This is a genomic window from Onishia niordana (assembly GCF_004798965.1).
Taxonomy (GTDB): domain Bacteria; phylum Pseudomonadota; class Gammaproteobacteria; order Pseudomonadales; family Halomonadaceae; genus Onishia; species Onishia niordana.
Window position 1 is genome coordinate 87,229 of record NZ_SDSD01000001.1, and the last position, 16,020, is coordinate 103,248.

The window sequence follows — 16,020 nt, forward strand, 5'->3', positions numbered from 1 at the left end:
ACGACGGCATCTTGCTTAAGCTTAGCATCCATCAGGGGATTGAACCTGATTGAGGCCATGAACGGAAATCGCTTTGTACTATCTGGTATCTAGTATCGCTCAATAACGCGCCATCATAGTCGGCATCCTGCTCCTACTCACTCAGACACGCTCATGATGGCGAGATGACTCGATCAATCGCGGAAGTTATCGTACTGCAGCGCCAAGTCCGGCCCCTGTTCACTCTTGAGCAGGGCGATGGCCTGTTGCAAGTCGTCACGCTTCTTACCTGTCACACGCACCTTGTCGCCCTGGATCTGAGACTGAACCTTGAGCTTGGCATCCTTGATCTGCTTGACGATCGCTTTACAGTCCGCCTGCTCAAGCCCCTGTTTCAGTTTGACATCCTGACGAGCCTTGACGCCACTGAGCTCCGGGTCCTGCTCTTCCATGCAGCGAGCATCGATACCACGGGCGATCAGTTTCGTCCGCAGGACATCAATCATCTGCTTGAGCTGGAAATCGGCATCGGCCTCGAGCGAGACAGTATCGTCATTGAGGGTGAAGCTGGCATCGACACCCCGAAAATCGAAACGTGTCGTTACTTCACGATTGGCCTGATCCACGGCATTCATGGCTTCGTGCTTGTCAAATTCTGAGACGATATCGAAGGAGGGCATGAGACAGTCCTGACGAAGAGGGTAAAGGAATGCGATTCTAGAGCACAGTGCCGGGCTTTTCACCCGTCTCGACCACCCTTTGGCGTCAACCGCTGGCCACTTGCGCCGTATCGGAGGCGAAAAGCGCCTTCTCCATCTGCCAGGCGGCACAGCCATCCGCATAGTAATCGTCGAGCCAACGCCGCAACCCGAAGCCCATGCGCCGGTAAAGGGCCCTGGCACGCCGGTTATCGGCGCGCACTTCAAGGGTCAGCCACTCACAGTCCCGTTCGCGCGCCTCACCCTCAAGTGTATCAAGCAGTCGCCGCCCGACTCCCTGGCCCTGGTTATCCGGATGCACGCAGAAGGAATAGAGCCTGGCCGCGCGACTATTGCGACGCAGCAGCAAGGTCGCATAGCCGACCAAACACTTGGCGTCATTCTCGGCCACCCAGGTGACGGCATGAGCGCGTTTGAGCAGATGTGCCAGCTGACGGCGATTGAAGTGGTCGGTGGCGAAACAGCATTGTTCGAGCTGGCAAAGCGCTGCGAGATCACTCGGCTGAGCCGGGCGCAACAGGGCGGTCATGACGTGGAGCACCTTAGGTATGTGAGAGGAATTCTGCGATGCATGTAACCCAATGTCACCGCCTGGGATCATGAATTTATTTCACCATACCTGCATATTGTCTTGACCCTCCTGCACGCGCATGCTGACCCTCGATCACTGCCCCAGGCCACGCTCAAGGAGAGCCTGTCCATGCCCCTGCAAATCGTCGTCGACCGCCTCACTGACTGGCGCCCTTACTTTCCAACCGAAGACCTGATTACCGCCGACGATTACGTGGCCGAGACGCGGCCGGCCCAGAACCTGGAGAAAGAAAAGGAACAGGATGCAGCTACCCACGTCATCAACCTGTCCGGTGATCTCGCGTACCTGGAGAGTGGCTACTATGTCTCACTGCTCGCCCAGGCACGTGGCCAGCGCGTACTGCCCAGTGTCGAGACCCTCAATCAACTGTCGCGCAAGGCACTGGTGGATCTGCAACTCGATGCTCTGAATACCTTGCTCAATGATCTCGCTCGACGTGGCTCGTTGCCCGGGAGCAGTGTCACCTTGCGCGTCATGTTCGGCGAGTGCCTCGAGCCGGCCTTGTCCAAGCTGGCCCGCCGACTCTTCGAACGCTTGCCCTGCCCGCTGCTCGAGGCTCACTTCACGCGTCGCCAGGACATATGGCGGCTGTCACGCCTCAAGCCCCTGCGACTTACCGCGCTCACACAAGACGAGCAGGACCTGTTCGCCAATGCCTTGAACCGACACTCGCGCAAGGTCTGGCGAAGCCCCAAGGCACGCAAGCGTTATCGTTTCGACCTGGCCATGCTGGTCGATCCAAAGGAAGCCCTACCCCCAAGTAACCGCGGCGCCCTCAAGGAATTCATACGCGCCGGTCGCAAGCTGGGCATCGATGTTTCATTGATTACCAAGCGTGACATGGGCCGTCTGGCTGAGTTCGATGGGCTTTTCATCCGCGAAACCACGAGCCTGGATCATCACACCTATCGCATGGCCCGTCGCGCCGAGCATGAGGGGCTGGTGGTCATTGACGACCCCAGGTCCATCCTGCGCTGCACCAACAAGGTGTACCTGCATACATTGCTGCGCACGCGCGGCATAGCGGCTCCAGAAGGCATACTGCTGCACCGCCATGACCTGCCGCGGCTGGCCGAAAAAGCGGCGGGACTCCATTTCCCCATGGTGCTCAAGATCCCTGACGGTTCCTTCTCACGGGGCATCGTCAAGATCGCCTCCGCCGACGCGTTATTGACCGAAGCTGAGCGGCTGTTCAGTTCGTCGGCCCTGTTGTTGCTTCAGGAATGGCTGCCCACTGACTTCGACTGGCGGATCGGCGTGCTCGACGGCCAACCGCTGTTCGCCAGCCGCTACTATATGGCTCGCGGCCACTGGCAGATTTATGACCATTCCAAGGGCAAGACCAGAAGCGGCGGGTTCAGCACCCACGCGCCCGAGGACGTCCCCGCGACCGTCGTCAGAACAGCCCTCAAGGCGACTCGCCTGATCGGCAATGGTCTCTATGGCGTCGACCTGAAACAGATCGGTGACCGGGTGGTGGTGATCGAGATCAACGATAACCCCAACATCGACACCGGCGTGGAAGATGCCCTGCTGGGGCGGGCACTCTACACGCGTATCCTCGAGGTATTTCTCGAGCGCATGGAGGCTAATCGCCGACTCGGTGGCTAAGGCGTCGACTGCTAGGATGAGCGGCTCAGGCAATCACTGCCCTCAAGTACTGCTTCTAAGTACTGCTTCTCAGTACTGCTTCTAAGTACTGCTTCTAAGTACTGCTTATAAGTACTGCTTATAAGTACTGCCCCTAGGCACGACTCGATCAAGGACCGCCCCAGATGACCGATGATGCATCCGCCAAGCTCCAGCTACGCGACTACCTGACCCGCGTCGCTCGCCAGGAAAAGACCGTCACCTACCGCCAGGCCTGTGATGCCCTGGGGCTCACCCCGCCACGCATGATTCAAGCGCTGGCACGGCTCCTTGAAGATAGCATGCTGGAGGATGCCGAAGCCGGGCGGCCTTTCCTGGCGGCGTTGGTGGTCAGCCAATCCAGAGAACGCCACGCCCTGCCGGCGCCAGGCTTCTTCGACACGGCAAGCAGGTTGGGTCGCTTCGACAGCGATGCTATGAGTGGCGGGGGAAAGGAAGCATCGACGAAGGCGCAAAGCGCATCAGGCAGTGTGCCAGAGGTTGACGCAGCCAGACGCTTTCACGAACAGGAATTGGCAGCGGCACTCGCCCACTACGGATGAGCCCCGCCGGGGAGGACGTAGCATCAACGCTGGTCCCACGCCACCTGATCCTTATGTGCGCCGACCGGGGGAGTCGACTCATATTGTGAGCGGCGTTCGGCATGCCTACCCTTGAGTATGGGCGCCTGTCGGGCCCATCCCTTGTCCTTTACAGGTCACCCCCATGCCGCTTGCTCCCTCGCTCTTCCTGAAGGCCTCCCTGCTGAGCGCCGTCACCCAGTCGATTCGACACGCCAGGCGCCTCGGCGCCATGCTGCTGGGGCCCTGGCTCACGGGCGCCATGCTGGCTCTCGCCATCACACCGGCCTCGGCTCAGACCGACGCGCCGACGCTGACCATTGGCACGGCGAGCCCCAGCGGGGTTTACTACCTCACCGGTCGCGCGCTGTGCCGCGTCGCGACCCTGCCCTGCCTAGCTGTGGGCACCGGCGGTTCGGTGGCCAACCTGGAGGCCGTGCGCGCGGGGCGCCTGCCGATGGCCCTGGCGCAGTCCGATACCCAATATCGCGCCATCAATGGGCTGGAGGAATTTGCCGCGGCGGGCCCCGACCCAAACCTAAGGGCGCTATTCTCGCTGCACAGCGAGCCCTTCACACTGGTGGTGCGACGCAGGGCCAGCATCGAGCGCTTCGAGGACCTGCCCGGGCATGTCATCAACCTTGGCAACCCGGGCTCGGGGCAACGCGGCACCATGGAGGTGGTGATGAAGGCCGTCGGCTGGACACGGGATGACTTCGCCCAGGCCAGCGGCCTGCCCGCCGATCAGCAGGCCTTCGAGCTCTGCCACGGCAACATCGAGGCCATAGTCTACACCGTAGGCCACCCCAACCGCAGCGTCGACAAGGCGATTAGCCTCTGCGATGCCCGCCTCATTGCCGTCGAGGGTGACGCCGTCGCCGCCTTGCTGGCCGCTCATCCCTACTACTCGCGCGCCACCATCCCCGCCGGTCTCTACGGCCCCGGCCAAGCGGCCATCGCGACCTTCGGGGTTCGCGCCACCCTAGTCGCCTCCAGCGACACCGCTCCCGAGCTGATCTACGAGACGGTCAAGGCAGTCTTCGAGCATTTGCCTCGCTTCAAGGCGCATCACCCCGCCTTTGCCGAACTCACGCCGCAGACCATGATCCAGGAGGGGCTGAGTGCGCCGCTACACGAGGGGGCACAGCGCTACTACCGCGAACGGGGCTGGATCGACTGACATGGCGGGGAAGTGTCGCTCGGGCCAGCCAGTCTCGAGGCGAACGATCACGCGGCTTCGAGGCAGTCGACTGTTCCGGCAAGCGCAGGATCAAGGCCGACGAACACTGAATGGGCTCGGCCAGAGATAGAGGCCAGACCCTTTCAGCTAAACTCGACTTCGTAGCCGGTAAACTTGCGCAAGTTAATAACGCCGGTATCGAGGATCAGATATTGTCCCTTGCTGCCCATCAACGTACCTGAGACCTCGGGATTCTTATCGAAATTGTGCGAGACAATTTTGCGCGGAAACTCGAGTACCGGGTAATCAAGATGTATCGGCGCCGCATCCAATTCGCGGATGGCATCAACACCGAAACGCTCGCGCAGGTTAGCAAGCCCGCCCTCAAGCTTGGCCAAGAGGCGATCGCGTTCAGCGACAAGGTCCATGGGGTCGACCTCGCCCTTGAGCATGGCGCGCCAGTTGGTGCGATCACTGGCCTCTTCCTTGAACAACATCTCGACGAAGCCGGACTGCTGGCGGGTATCAACCTCGAGAATCGGCAAGGCCTGGATGGCTCCCTGATCGAGCCAGCGGGTCGGCACTTGAGTGCCCCGGGTGATACCGACCTTGAGTCCCGATGAATTAGCGAGATAGACCACGTGGGGCTGGAAACAATGACGCTCGGCCCACTCCGGCTCGCGACAGGTGCCCGCGAAGAAGTGGCAGGTCTCTGGCTTCATGATGCAGGTATCGCAGCTCGCCAGGCGCTTGAAGCAAGGATAACAGTGGCCCTGAGCGAAACTCTTCTTGGTGGCACGGCCACAGTGGGTGCATGCAATGGCACCGGTCCAGTTAAGCCGCAACGGCTGGCCCAGTCGCGCACCAAGCGGCAGGAGCGAGTCATCCAGGCACATGGCATAGTCCGCCGCCTCGCCCGCTCTGCCGGGCGTGATGGCCATCTTGCGCAGATGACCGCGCGCGGCGGTATCGATCAGTTCACCCACGTGAGACTTTCCTCGCCACCGCTGTCATTACTGCCACAGCTGGTGCGATCCAGATAGCCGACCCGCTGGTCGGGGGATACGCCATGCTCTGCCTCATACTTGATCACTGCCTCGAGACATAGCTCGACCTGCTCGGCGCTCAATACCCGCCCATCGGGCCATTTTCGCAGTGACACCGCCTGCTTGAGGCTATCGTAAATGGCCGGCGTCATCTGTTGCACCATCTTGTCGAAGGTCATTTCGCTCATTTCAGTCTTCCTTTAGTGACATGGGAATGTCATCACCTGTGACCCGGAGTCTCAACATCGTCCCATCAGGCCCTGCGGGCACGGCGCGCATCATACCAGCCCCAAACAAGACCCACGATCAGGCCGCCCACATGAGCCTCGTTGGCCACGTTACCGAAACCGACCAACCCGGCCATATCGGTCATGGTAAACACCATCCAACCGAGCATGAATACCACCAGCATCTGGGGCACGAAGAAGCCAGTGCGGGGCGCTTGACGTGACATCAGCCATACATAGCCGAGCAGCGCATAGACCACCCCCGACATCCCCCCAAACAGCACCGTTCCGGTCGAGTACTGCGCCAGGTTACCGGCGATGGCGCTGACAAGGCTCAGTGCCAGCATCAACTTGCCACCCCGCAGTTCCTCGATCTGGCGACCGAAATACCAGATCCAGAGCAGGTTAAAGACAAGGTGCATCCAGCCGAAGTGCAAAAGGGCCGGCGAAAAGACGCGCCACACCTGCCCAGACCCGAAGGTATCGGCGAGTGTACCGAGGGTCAGGCTACCGCCTGACACTGCCACCGGCACGATGGCAAGCATGGCCACCACGATATCGCCAAGCAAGCCCATCAGTGCGAACACCATCATGCAGGCCGCCAGCAGGCTCGCCGTCACTGGAGCCAGAGCGAAGGGGCGCAGGAAGGATGAATTGTTGAACTTGGCGCGGGCGGCGTGGCCATCGGGCATCAACGAATCACCGCACTTCCACCTTTCCAAGAGGTGGGTGAGCTCGTCGAACTGAGCGGGATCAGCCAACCAAAGAGTGTAACCGTCTTCGTCTTCAGTGAAGCGATGACCAATACGATGCGCCCACAGTGCCTGACGCAGATCGCGGGTATCGGTGTCTCGGGGCAGCATGAGCACCTTCAACATGCGGGGTTCCTTTTCATGCCGATGGGGAATGGGATGTTGGCCGTCTCACAGCCATCAGGCCAAGTGTAACGAATTCCACAAAGAAAAATCCGGCGGAGGGGGCCGCCGGATAAGAGCAAGGGATCATTCAAGGGAACACACTTGAGATGCGCCACGAGCTAGGAAGTTCATGCATAACGGCTAAAATAATGTAAAACTTTGTCATATTAAAGTAACCAAACGTTCACCCCTCCCTAGCTTGCTCAATCAAAGTCGATTTCCCAAGGCCGCGGCATCGCCTGCTCGTCGCGTGGCACCTTGAGCCAAACGAAATGATCGGCATCCAACCTAGCCTCACCACTCCAGCGATAGGCCACCAGACGACCGAATTTTACCGCGCTGTAATCGAGACAGGCCACGTTCGGCGTTGGTAGCGCCGGGATACCCTCGCACCAGTAGTGGCCAATGAACAGGGGCGGCTCGTCAGGCCCGTAGTAGCTGAGTCGGGCGCGCTCGTTGTCGGAAAGCACGCGCAGCTCCAGGTCATCCGGCAGGTTGTCTGGCTGGAAGACCACATCGCCATAGGTAGACGGGTGCTGGGCCCAGAAGTGAGTTCGGAAACTGCGGCGTCTGAAACCGTCCCCGGAATGCACCTCAAGGTTATTGGGCAAGGTGAGATGGCTACCGCGCGTGAGCCGATCCAGGATCGCAAATGCTTCGGTCCCGGGAACCGCCGACTCACACAGGAAGGCCTCATCAATTCGTCCGTCGGGATGATCACGCCGGAAGGCGTCGATCAGCGTCTGATCCCAACAGGCGTGAACCACCCGCAGACCATCAAGCTCGAGGAACAATGGGAGCTGCATGAACCAGGCCAGCGTATCATCCCACTCGTTCAGATGGCCGCTGTACTGCTCGAGGGTTTCTTTGATGATGCGATTGCGACGCGGCGTATGGGGCCTGAGGAAGCCACCGTCGGGATCGCGCCGGCAATACGCCAGGGCATTGTACTCGTGATTGCCCATGACGATATGCGCTTCGCCAGCCTCGACCATGCGACGCGCGATGGTGACGGCCAGGCGAATTCTGGGACCACGATCGATAAGATCCCCTAGAAAGATCACACGCCGTCGTGGATGACGATAGACACCCCGCCGTCGATGATAGCCGAGCTTTTCGAGCAGTGCTGCCAGGGTGGCACCACAGCCATGCACGTCGCCGATCAGGTCATAGCCTTCAATATTATCCGTCATGGCCATGTCAATCTCCCAATCGGCTGCTCCAGCCGAGCTTGCTGCGACAGACCTCGTAGAAGTTGTGCCCCAATGGATGGACCAGTTTCAGACGCTCAGGTTTCTGGCGGACATAGAGGATATCGTCAGGCTTTGACACCACCCGTGTCTGGCCGTCGCAGCTGACGTGAGGATAGGCTTCGTTGGTCTCACCGATATGAATACGGATCTCGGACCTGGCATCGATGACGATGGGCCGGCTCGACAGCGTATGGGGAAACATCGGCACCAGGGTGATGGCATCAATGCTTGGATGAACGATGGGACCACCACCGGAAAGCGAATAAGCGGTGGAGCCGGTGGGAGTCGCAATGATCAGACCATCGCTGCGCTGGCTATAGACGAACTGGTCATCAATGAAGAGCTCGAACTCGATCATGCGCACCGCCTTGCCCGGGTGCATCACCACATCATTGAGGGCCTCGGCGCTGCCGACCAGCGCATCATGTCGGTAGACCTCGGCGTCAAGAAGAAAGCGCTCCTCTATCATGTAGCGCCCGGCCAGCACCTCGCCGACCTTGTCCTCGAGTTCACTAGGCGATATATCCGTCAGAAAGCCCAGCCGACCTCGGTTGACGCCCAGCACCGGGGTCCCGCTTCGACACAGCGCTCGGGCTGCCCCCAACAGACTGCCATCACCACCGATCACGATCACCAGGTCACAGATCTCACCCAGCATCCGCCGACTGGCTTCCTGCTGACCATGATCCAGCATCACGGTGGCGGTTCGGTCCTCGAGAATGACGTGATAGCCGCCATCATCAAGAAAGCGGATCAGTCGCTTCAGGGTCTCCACCACCTTGGCACTACCCATGCGGCCGATCAGGCCAATGTTCTTGAAGGTTGTCATGCGCGCTCCCGCCTCAACAAGCCGCCATTATGCGGACTCCCGTCGGGAGCGGCAAACCGCCACTCATCAGACATCAGGCCAGCGGTGAGACGGGTAGGCGGCGACGCCGGACCCACCATTCGTTGATGGCAAGTGACGCCAACAGAATGGCCCCGCCCAGTGCCAGGCGCGACAGATCGGCATCCCGATTCCAGAGTACCAGATTGACCAGGAGACCGGCCGGCACCAGGGCGTTGTTCATGATCGCAAGTGCGCCCGCATCGACACGGGTCGCGCCCTTGTTCCAAAGGAAGTAGCCAAGCCCCGAGGCAACGAGACCCAACCAGGCAAGCACCCCCCATTGCATCCCCGTGGTCGGTAGTTTGGCGGGATTGCCAAACAGGGCGAAGGCCATGATCACCAGTGCCAACGCGCCCAGGTAGAACCAACCAAAGATGCTGTATTGCGGCACCTTCTCGTCAAGACGAACAGCCAGATGACGATAGGCCACCTGCCCCAGCGCGAAGCACAGGTTAGCGCCTTGCACCACCAGGAAACCCAACCAGAAACCGCTGTCCACGCCCTTGTACCGAATCACTGCCGCACCCAGCACGGCAAGCGCCGCACTGAGCAGATAGAATGGCGTGAACCGCCGGGCCAAGGCATCGTCGATCAGCGTGACATAGAGTGGCGTGAAGATAGTGAACAGCAGCACCTCAGGCACCGACAAGAGCAGAAATGACTGATAGAAAAAGATGTACATCAGTCCCAGCTGCACGGCACCGATCGCCATCAGCGCCAACTTGTGACGATTCGCCAGCAGCCGCGGCTTGAGAAATGGCAGGAACACCAGTGCGGCGAGCACGATACGCACCAGTACCGCGAAATAGCTGTCGACCTGACCGGACAGGTACGCGCCAATCAGTGAGAAAGAGAACGCCCACAGGGCCGTGACGCCCACTAGATAGCCCATTGGTTAACCTCATGAGGAGAGAAAGTTGACGAGCATTATACGCGCGCGCGCCCTGCTACCAACCATCCGTCGACTTGAATTTTCGTCGCGCTCGGGTGACGCGTCGCGATGTGCCTGGTCCGGCGAGGGGCATGGCACCGTCTCGGTCAGCGAAGAGGGTAATGTGCTGCGCTTTCATGAGCAGGGATACTTTGCGCTGACAGGACAGCCGAAAGCGATCGCGTTTCGCAATGTCTATCGCTGGGAGATACAAGAAGAACGCGTGCGCCTCTTCCATGAGCGGCGTGGCCAGGGCGCCGCCGTCTGGCTGTTCGATCTGATCGAGTCCTCCGATGGCAATGGCCTGGTGGCCGCCGAGGCGCACCTGTGCGGCGAGGATCGCTACACGGCAAACCTTGCAATGACCCCTGAGGGTTTTACGCTCGACTGGCGTATCCAGGGCCCCCGCAAGGATGAGGCGATCGCCTACCGCTATTTCGTGCAGTAAGCACCGACGAAGGCTCTCGCCCGCGGCCGGCATGGGATGCCCGTACGATGATTGAGACCCCGTCACCCGTCCTGCCCTCACCAGCAGCGATCTACTTCACGCCTGGCGACTTGCGGATGAGCGTCACCGCCACTTGAGTGTTTCTGAGTGCGCGGGATTATTCACCTGAGAATCAGCCGCCTGAGCATCAGCACTCAACCTCTCCTCCACACTCTGGGCCTGGGCGCTGGCGAGATATTCGTCCAACTTGGCATCCGCCTCGTCGCCGAACAGGATCTCGCAGGCCTCCCGGAGGCCGGGTGCGTTGCGGATCTCTTCGGCCTTTACCACCAACGAAATCTTGGAACGCCGGCGCAGGAAATCTTCAAGACAGGTGATCATCTCGCGGCGCTGGGCCTGACGAATCTCGCAACGCAAGTATTCGGTGCCCTCGATCAGCACATCAGCCTGACGCGGATCCTCGCGAATTTCCTCGAGCATGTCCAACGCCTGAGCGCCATAACGCCGCCACAGCCGGGTGCTCAGCGCTTCATGGTGATGAGGCGCCATCTCGTCCAGCCCCAACAGGCGCGCCTGATGGAAGAACTCCTCGCGGACCGCACGGTGCGGCTCGCCATACCAGACGTAATCTCCATAGGGCACCTCGACGCCAAGTTCCTTGACCGCCGCCACGATCTCATCGCCAACGTTGAGACAATCAGTGAGCTTGCCGCCAAAGATACTCAGGTGGTGAGTGGCCGCATCGGTATCAATGACGTGCTTGCGCGACAGTTGCAGGAAGTCCCGGTCGCCTCCCGAGCTCGCCTTGACCGCAAGCGGGCGCACGCCGCAGCGCGTCGAAATGATGTCATCACGGGTGAGCGGCGTGTCGAGTGTCAGCCGCTTGTTGATGTTGTCGAGCACGAAGCGAATATCGTCATCGGTGACCTGGACGTCCGGGCTGTCGACGCGGGTATCCGTGGTGCCGATGCAGGTACGTCGCCCCATGGGAATGACGAAGAACAGCCGACCGTCATCGGCGAAAAAGGCCAACACCCGCCGGTGTTCGGTGAGCTGCGGCACGATCAGATGGATTCCTTTGGAATAGACGTGCTGGTGCTCGGTGCGCTCACCGCTAAGGGCATTGTGCTGATCCACGTAAGGCCCGGCGGCATTGACCACCACCTTGGCGCGAATCTCGTAGCTGGTTCCGGTCATCACGTCGCGGGCCTGAATAATCCAGCGCTGCCCTTCCCGCTTGGCACCCAGCGATTCGACGTAGTTGGCTGCCGCGCAGCCGCGATCCATGGCACTGCGCACGAAGTTGAAGACGAAGCGCGCGTCATTGTCGTGCAGATAGGCATCGGAATACTCGAAGCCCCCGACACTGCCGGCAGTATCGATGATCGGTTCACGAGCCTTGATGTCCGACGACGAGAGGTAATGCGGGATCTTGGTAAAGCCGTTACCGATAAACCAGTAGAGCCAGCTGCCGGCCCAGAGATAACGAGGGTGGTAACGAAATCCGCTGGCAATGGTCGTCAGGAAGCGAATCTCTTGCACCGTCGACGGAAAGTGCTTGATGAGATGATTGCGACTCTTACATAGCTTTCTGACTAACGGGAAATCATGGCTTTCCATGTACTTGATGCCGCCCCATACCAAGTTCGAGGAGTGCATGCTAGTACTGCTGGCGAAGTCGCCACGATCAATCAATGCCACCTTGACGCCCTTGCCGGCCAACGCGGCGGCCGACGCCGCACCATTGATACCGCCCCCGATGACCAGGACGTCGAAATCCTCTTGCTGATGACGGTCAATATTGTGCTTACGCAAGTGCATGATGCCGTGCCTTTTGAAATGACTGAGCCACTACGACGCCCTGAGACGCCGCAAAGAATCCGGCGCAATATCAGACGACAGAACACGTGATCACCGCAGCCATGAAGGCACGCTGTCTGCCACTGTTGCCCCCCAATGAGCGCAGGAGTTTACTCGAGAGGTGAATCCCAGGCCCTGGAGAGCGCCACCGCCCGATGCCAGCGCTGATAAAGTGCCACACGCTCAGACTCGGGCATGGCCGGCTGATAGCGCTGGGCCAGCTGCCACTTGGCATCTATTTCGGCACGATCCTTCCAGAATCCGGTGGCCAGCCCAGCGAGATAGGCCGCACCGAGGGCCGTGGTTTCGGTGATACGCGGCACCTTGACCGGTACACCAAGAACATCGGCTTGAAACTGCATCAGAAAGGTATTCACGGCACCTCCGCCGTCGGCGCGCAGTTCCCTTAAAGGAATGCCGGATTCATCGACCATGACCTCAACGATGTCGCGGGCCTGGTAGGCAATGCTCTCGAGGACCGCGCGTGCGATATGGGCCTTGGTGGTGCCGCGGGTCACGCCAAGCAGAGTACCTCTCGCGTACGGATCCCAGTAAGGCGCGCCCAGTCCGGTCAACGCAGGGACAAAATAGACGTTGTCGTTGCCGGACAAGGAAAGTGCCATTTGTTCGGTGTCGGCGGCGTCTTCGATAATGCCAAGCTCATCACGCAGCCACTGCACGGCCGCACCGGTGACGAAAATCGCTCCTTCCAGGGCATATTCCACGGGTTCGTCGCCGATTCGCCAGGCGATGGTGGTGAGCAGGCCATGTTGGCTGGCAACCGGCTGGGCGCCGGTGTTCATCAAAAGGAAGGACCCGGTGCCATAGGTGTTCTTGGCCATCCCCTCGCCGTGGCAAGCCTCCCCGAACAACGCCGCCTGCTGATCGCCGGCAATGCCGGCCACCGGCACACACGCGCCGAAGAAAGCGTCAGGGTCGGTCTCCCCAAACCGCGACGACGATGCCATGACCTCGGGAAGCAGAACTGCCGGCACGTTAAGCAGATCCAGCAACGCCTCATCCCACTCTAGGGTATGAATGTTGTACATCAGGGTGCGTGACGCATTGGAGACATCGGTCACGTGCACCCGGCCACCAGTCAGCTTGTAGACCAGCCAGCTATCGATGGTGCCAAAGGCGAGTTCACCGCGCTCGGCGCGTTCACGTAGGCCGCTGACATTGTCGAGCAACCACCGCACTTTGGTACCGGAAAAATAGGGGTCGCAAACCAACCCCGTCTTGTCGCGGAAGGTCGCTTCTAGGCCCTTCTCGCGTAGCGTCTCACAGATGCCCGCCGCACGGCGGTCCTGCCAGACAATCGCGCGATGCACCGGCTCACCGGTCTCACGATCCCACAACACGGTGGTCTCGCGCTGATTGGTGATGCCGATACCCACGATCTGATCAGGAAGAATATCCGCATGGGTGAGCGCCTCACTAACGACCTGATGTGTCACGCTCCAAATCATCTCGGCATCGTGCTCGACCCAGCCAGGCTTCGGGTAATATTGCTGGAACTCCCGGTACGCCTTTCCCCGGGCAGTGCCGTCATGGTCAAAGACCAGCACCGTCGAGCCGGTGGTGCCCTGATCGATGGCCAGGATATAGCCCTTGTTCATGGAATCACCTCGGCACCCCCTCGCCCCGCGAACGGGACGAGGCGGCGTCATGCCGGTTGATATTGACCTCTTGGTCAGCGTCCCCTTACTGCTGCCAGGACTGGATCAGCTGGTCGTAAGGCACCGTGGTTCCCTGCGGCATCTCGTTATCAAGCTCAGCTTTCGGTGCGCCGGGCTTGCTCAGCCAATACTCAGGGTCACGCTCTTCGTTGAGCTTGGGTTCGAAGGTCTCGAACACCTTGGCACGCGCCAGTCGCGCCATGATGTTGTCAAGATCGCCCGCCAGATTATCCAGGGCTTCCTTGGGCGTCACATCACCACTGACCGCAGGGGCCAGGTTCTGCCACCACAGCGGTGCCATGCGCGGATAATCCGGAACGTTGGTGCTCGACGGGGTCCACTTGGACTGATCCGGGCTACGATAGAACTCCACCAGGCCACCCAGCTTGGGCGCCATCTCAGTCATCTCCTCGGACATGATGTCGGAGCGACGGATCGGCGTCAGGCCAGCGATCAGCTTCTCAAGCGACACTGTCTTGGCGGTAGTGAACTGCGCGTACAGCCAAGCCGCGGTGCGACGATCCTCGGGTGTGGAATCGAAGAAGGTCCAGGAGCCTACGTCCTGATAGCCGACCTTCATGCCCTCTTCCCAGTAGGGGCCCGCCGGTGAAGGCGCCATCCGCCATTTGGGATTGCCCTCGTCATCGGTGACCGGCACATCGGGGCTGGTCATGTCGGCGGTGAAGGCGGTGTACCAGAACATCTGCTGGGCGATCTGGCCCTGGGCAGGCACCGGACCGGCCTCACCGAAGGTCATGCCTTGGGCTTCGGGCGGCGCATAGTCACGCAGCCAATTGACCATCTTGGTGACCGCAAACACCGAGGCCGGCGAGTTGGTCGCCCCACCGCGGCTAACGCTGGCGCCCACTGGACGGCTCTCCTCGTCGACGCGGATACCCCAGTCATCAACCGGGTTGCCGAAGGGCACGCCAGTGCTACCCATACCGGCCATCGACAGCCAGGAGTCATGGAAGCGCCACCCAAGCGACGGATCGCGACGCCCGTAATCCATGTGGCCGTAGACTTTCTGGCCATCGATTTCCCCTACCTCGTTGGTGAAGAACTCGGCGATGTCCTGATAGGCGGTCCAGTTGGTTGGCACGCCCAGCTCATAGCCGTACTGCTCACGGAACTTCGCCTGCAGGTCCTCGCGCTGGAACCAGTCATAGCGGAACCAGTAAAGGTTGGCGAACTGCTGATCAGGAAGCTGGTAGATATCCCCATCGGGTCCGGTGGTGTACTGGATGCCGATAAAGTCATCCAGGTCCAAAGTCGGCAGGGTGTAATCTGACCACTCGTTCTCCATCGCCTCGGACAGGTTAACGGTGGTGCCATAACGAATATGGGTGCCGATGGCATCCGAATCGTTGACGTAGCCATCATAGATGTTGCGACCCGACTGCATCTGGGTCTGCATGTTATTGACGACGTCACCCTCACCGATAATGTTGTGGGTGAGTTCAATGCCCGTCAGTTCTGAAAACGCCTTGGCCAGGACATCGCGCTCATAGACATGCGTCGTCAAGCCCTCGGAGACGACATTGATCTCCATACCGCGGAAGGGCTCGGCGGCCTTGGCGAACCACTGAAGCTCGGCGATCTGTTCATCCCGGCTCAGGGTCGATTGTTGGAAGTGCTCCTCCAGCAACCGGTCGATGACGGCCTGGGTATCGTGATTGTCGGCGTGCACTGACCCGCTAGCCAACATAACGCCAGCCGCCAGCGCAGAGAGTCGCATTCTTGTCGGTATCATAATGACCTCTTCTTATTGAAGTACTTACTTGAAGGAGTGGCTCCTTCCACCCAGATCACCCCCAACGGATCAGTACCAGCAACCACAGTGCCGATCCCGCAAGGGCCCACCAGATACTCAGGGGCGTAAAGCCCACCACCAGCAGATGCAGGTAGGCGGCAGACAACAGCCCGATAAAGAGACGATCACCGCGTGTGGTCGAGATCGGCAAAAAGCCTTTTCGCTCAACCGTCGGCTGCACCACCTCCCAGACCGTCATCCCGGCGAGCATCGCCCCGATGAAGGAAAAGAAGAGTGTGGTCGGCAGCGTCCAGACCATCCATTCCATGACGCGCCC

The 16,020-nt window shown here is 60.1% G+C and carries 16 protein-coding genes; 4 read left to right on the forward strand and 12 right to left on the reverse strand.

The genetic code is table 11. The features are described 5' to 3' along the window. Positions 1 to 173: 173 nt before the first annotated feature. Positions 174 to 659, reverse strand: a complete 486-nt coding sequence (locus tag ETC27_RS00385) for a YajQ family cyclic di-GMP-binding protein (RefSeq protein ID WP_136253019.1) — start codon at positions 657 to 659, stop codon at positions 174 to 176. Positions 660 to 744: 85 nt separating this feature from the next. After that, positions 745 to 1,227, reverse strand: coding sequence for a ribosomal protein S18-alanine N-acetyltransferase (gene rimI, locus ETC27_RS00390; RefSeq protein ID WP_136253020.1), 483 nt, complete (start codon positions 1,225 to 1,227; stop codon positions 745 to 747). Positions 1,228 to 1,398: 171 nt separating this feature from the next. On the opposite strand from rimI, the gene ETC27_RS00395 reads away from it, so the two are divergent. The 3 genes from ETC27_RS00395 to ETC27_RS00405 all read left to right on the forward strand — a co-directional run bounded on the left by ETC27_RS00395 (position 1,399) and on the right by ETC27_RS00405 (position 4,680). Beyond that, positions 1,399 to 2,901: a RimK family ATP-grasp domain-containing protein gene (locus ETC27_RS00395; RefSeq protein WP_136253021.1), complete on the forward strand. Its 1,503-nt coding sequence runs from the start codon at positions 1,399 to 1,401 to the stop codon at positions 2,899 to 2,901. 164 nt (positions 2,902 to 3,065) lie between these two features. Next, positions 3,066 to 3,482 (forward strand): hypothetical protein, encoded by a 417-nt coding sequence (locus ETC27_RS00400; protein WP_136253022.1) that lies wholly within the window; start codon positions 3,066 to 3,068, stop codon positions 3,480 to 3,482. Positions 3,483 to 3,645: 163 nt separating this feature from the next. Further along, positions 3,646 to 4,680: a TAXI family TRAP transporter solute-binding subunit gene (locus ETC27_RS00405; RefSeq protein ID WP_240724741.1), complete on the forward strand. Its 1,035-nt coding sequence runs from the start codon at positions 3,646 to 3,648 to the stop codon at positions 4,678 to 4,680. A gap of 143 nt (positions 4,681 to 4,823) precedes the next feature. On the opposite strand, the gene ETC27_RS00410 is transcribed toward ETC27_RS00405, so the two are convergent. The 6 genes from ETC27_RS00410 to ETC27_RS00435 all read right to left on the reverse strand — a co-directional run bounded on the left by ETC27_RS00410 (position 4,824) and on the right by ETC27_RS00435 (position 9,904). Further along, the gene (locus ETC27_RS00410) at positions 4,824 to 5,576 is read right to left on the reverse strand and encodes a DUF2797 domain-containing protein (protein WP_439331785.1); all 753 of its coding nucleotides are present in this window, start codon (positions 5,574 to 5,576) and stop codon (positions 4,824 to 4,826) included. 77 nt (positions 5,577 to 5,653) lie between these two features. Continuing rightward, positions 5,654 to 5,914 (reverse strand): YeaC family protein, encoded by a 261-nt coding sequence (locus ETC27_RS00415; protein WP_136253023.1) that lies wholly within the window; start codon positions 5,912 to 5,914, stop codon positions 5,654 to 5,656. A gap of 65 nt (positions 5,915 to 5,979) precedes the next feature. Beyond that, positions 5,980 to 6,831, reverse strand: a complete 852-nt coding sequence (locus tag ETC27_RS00420) for a rhomboid family intramembrane serine protease (protein WP_136253024.1) — start codon at positions 6,829 to 6,831, stop codon at positions 5,980 to 5,982. A gap of 242 nt (positions 6,832 to 7,073) precedes the next feature. Beyond that, the gene (locus ETC27_RS00425; RefSeq protein WP_205742653.1) at positions 7,074 to 8,069 is read right to left on the reverse strand and encodes a metallophosphoesterase; all 996 of its coding nucleotides are present in this window, start codon (positions 8,067 to 8,069) and stop codon (positions 7,074 to 7,076) included. Position 8,070: 1 nt separating this feature from the next. Further along, on the reverse strand, positions 8,071 to 8,952 hold the full coding sequence (locus ETC27_RS00430) for an NAD(+) kinase (RefSeq protein WP_136253025.1): 882 nt from the start codon (positions 8,950 to 8,952) through the stop codon (positions 8,071 to 8,073). A 73-nt stretch (positions 8,953 to 9,025) separates the two neighbouring features. Then, complete coding sequence (locus tag ETC27_RS00435; protein ID WP_136253026.1) at positions 9,026 to 9,904, reverse strand: carboxylate/amino acid/amine transporter; 879 nt, start codon at positions 9,902 to 9,904, stop codon at positions 9,026 to 9,028. A gap of 25 nt (positions 9,905 to 9,929) precedes the next feature. On the opposite strand from ETC27_RS00435, the gene ETC27_RS00440 reads away from it, so the two are divergent. After that, a complete protein-coding gene (locus ETC27_RS00440; protein ID WP_136253027.1) occupies positions 9,930 to 10,391 on the forward strand; it encodes a DUF6314 family protein in 462 nt (153 codons plus the stop codon). 123 nt (positions 10,392 to 10,514) lie between these two features. On the opposite strand, the gene ETC27_RS00445 is transcribed toward ETC27_RS00440, so the two are convergent. The 4 genes from ETC27_RS00445 to ETC27_RS00460 form a co-directional block, all read right to left on the reverse strand. Next, complete coding sequence (locus ETC27_RS00445; protein ID WP_136253028.1) at positions 10,515 to 12,212, reverse strand: glycerol-3-phosphate dehydrogenase/oxidase; 1,698 nt, start codon at positions 12,210 to 12,212, stop codon at positions 10,515 to 10,517. A gap of 149 nt (positions 12,213 to 12,361) precedes the next feature. Next, positions 12,362 to 13,870, reverse strand: coding sequence for a glycerol kinase GlpK (gene glpK, locus ETC27_RS00450; protein ID WP_136253029.1), 1,509 nt, complete (start codon positions 13,868 to 13,870; stop codon positions 12,362 to 12,364). Between the two features lie 85 nt (positions 13,871 to 13,955). Next, on the reverse strand, positions 13,956 to 15,683 hold the full coding sequence (locus tag ETC27_RS00455) for an ABC transporter substrate-binding protein (protein ID WP_136253030.1): 1,728 nt from the start codon (positions 15,681 to 15,683) through the stop codon (positions 13,956 to 13,958). Between the two features lie 55 nt (positions 15,684 to 15,738). Then, positions 15,739 to 16,011: a DUF2160 domain-containing protein gene (locus tag ETC27_RS00460; protein WP_136253031.1), complete on the reverse strand. Its 273-nt coding sequence runs from the start codon at positions 16,009 to 16,011 to the stop codon at positions 15,739 to 15,741. Between the last annotated feature and the right edge of the window lie 9 nt (positions 16,012 to 16,020).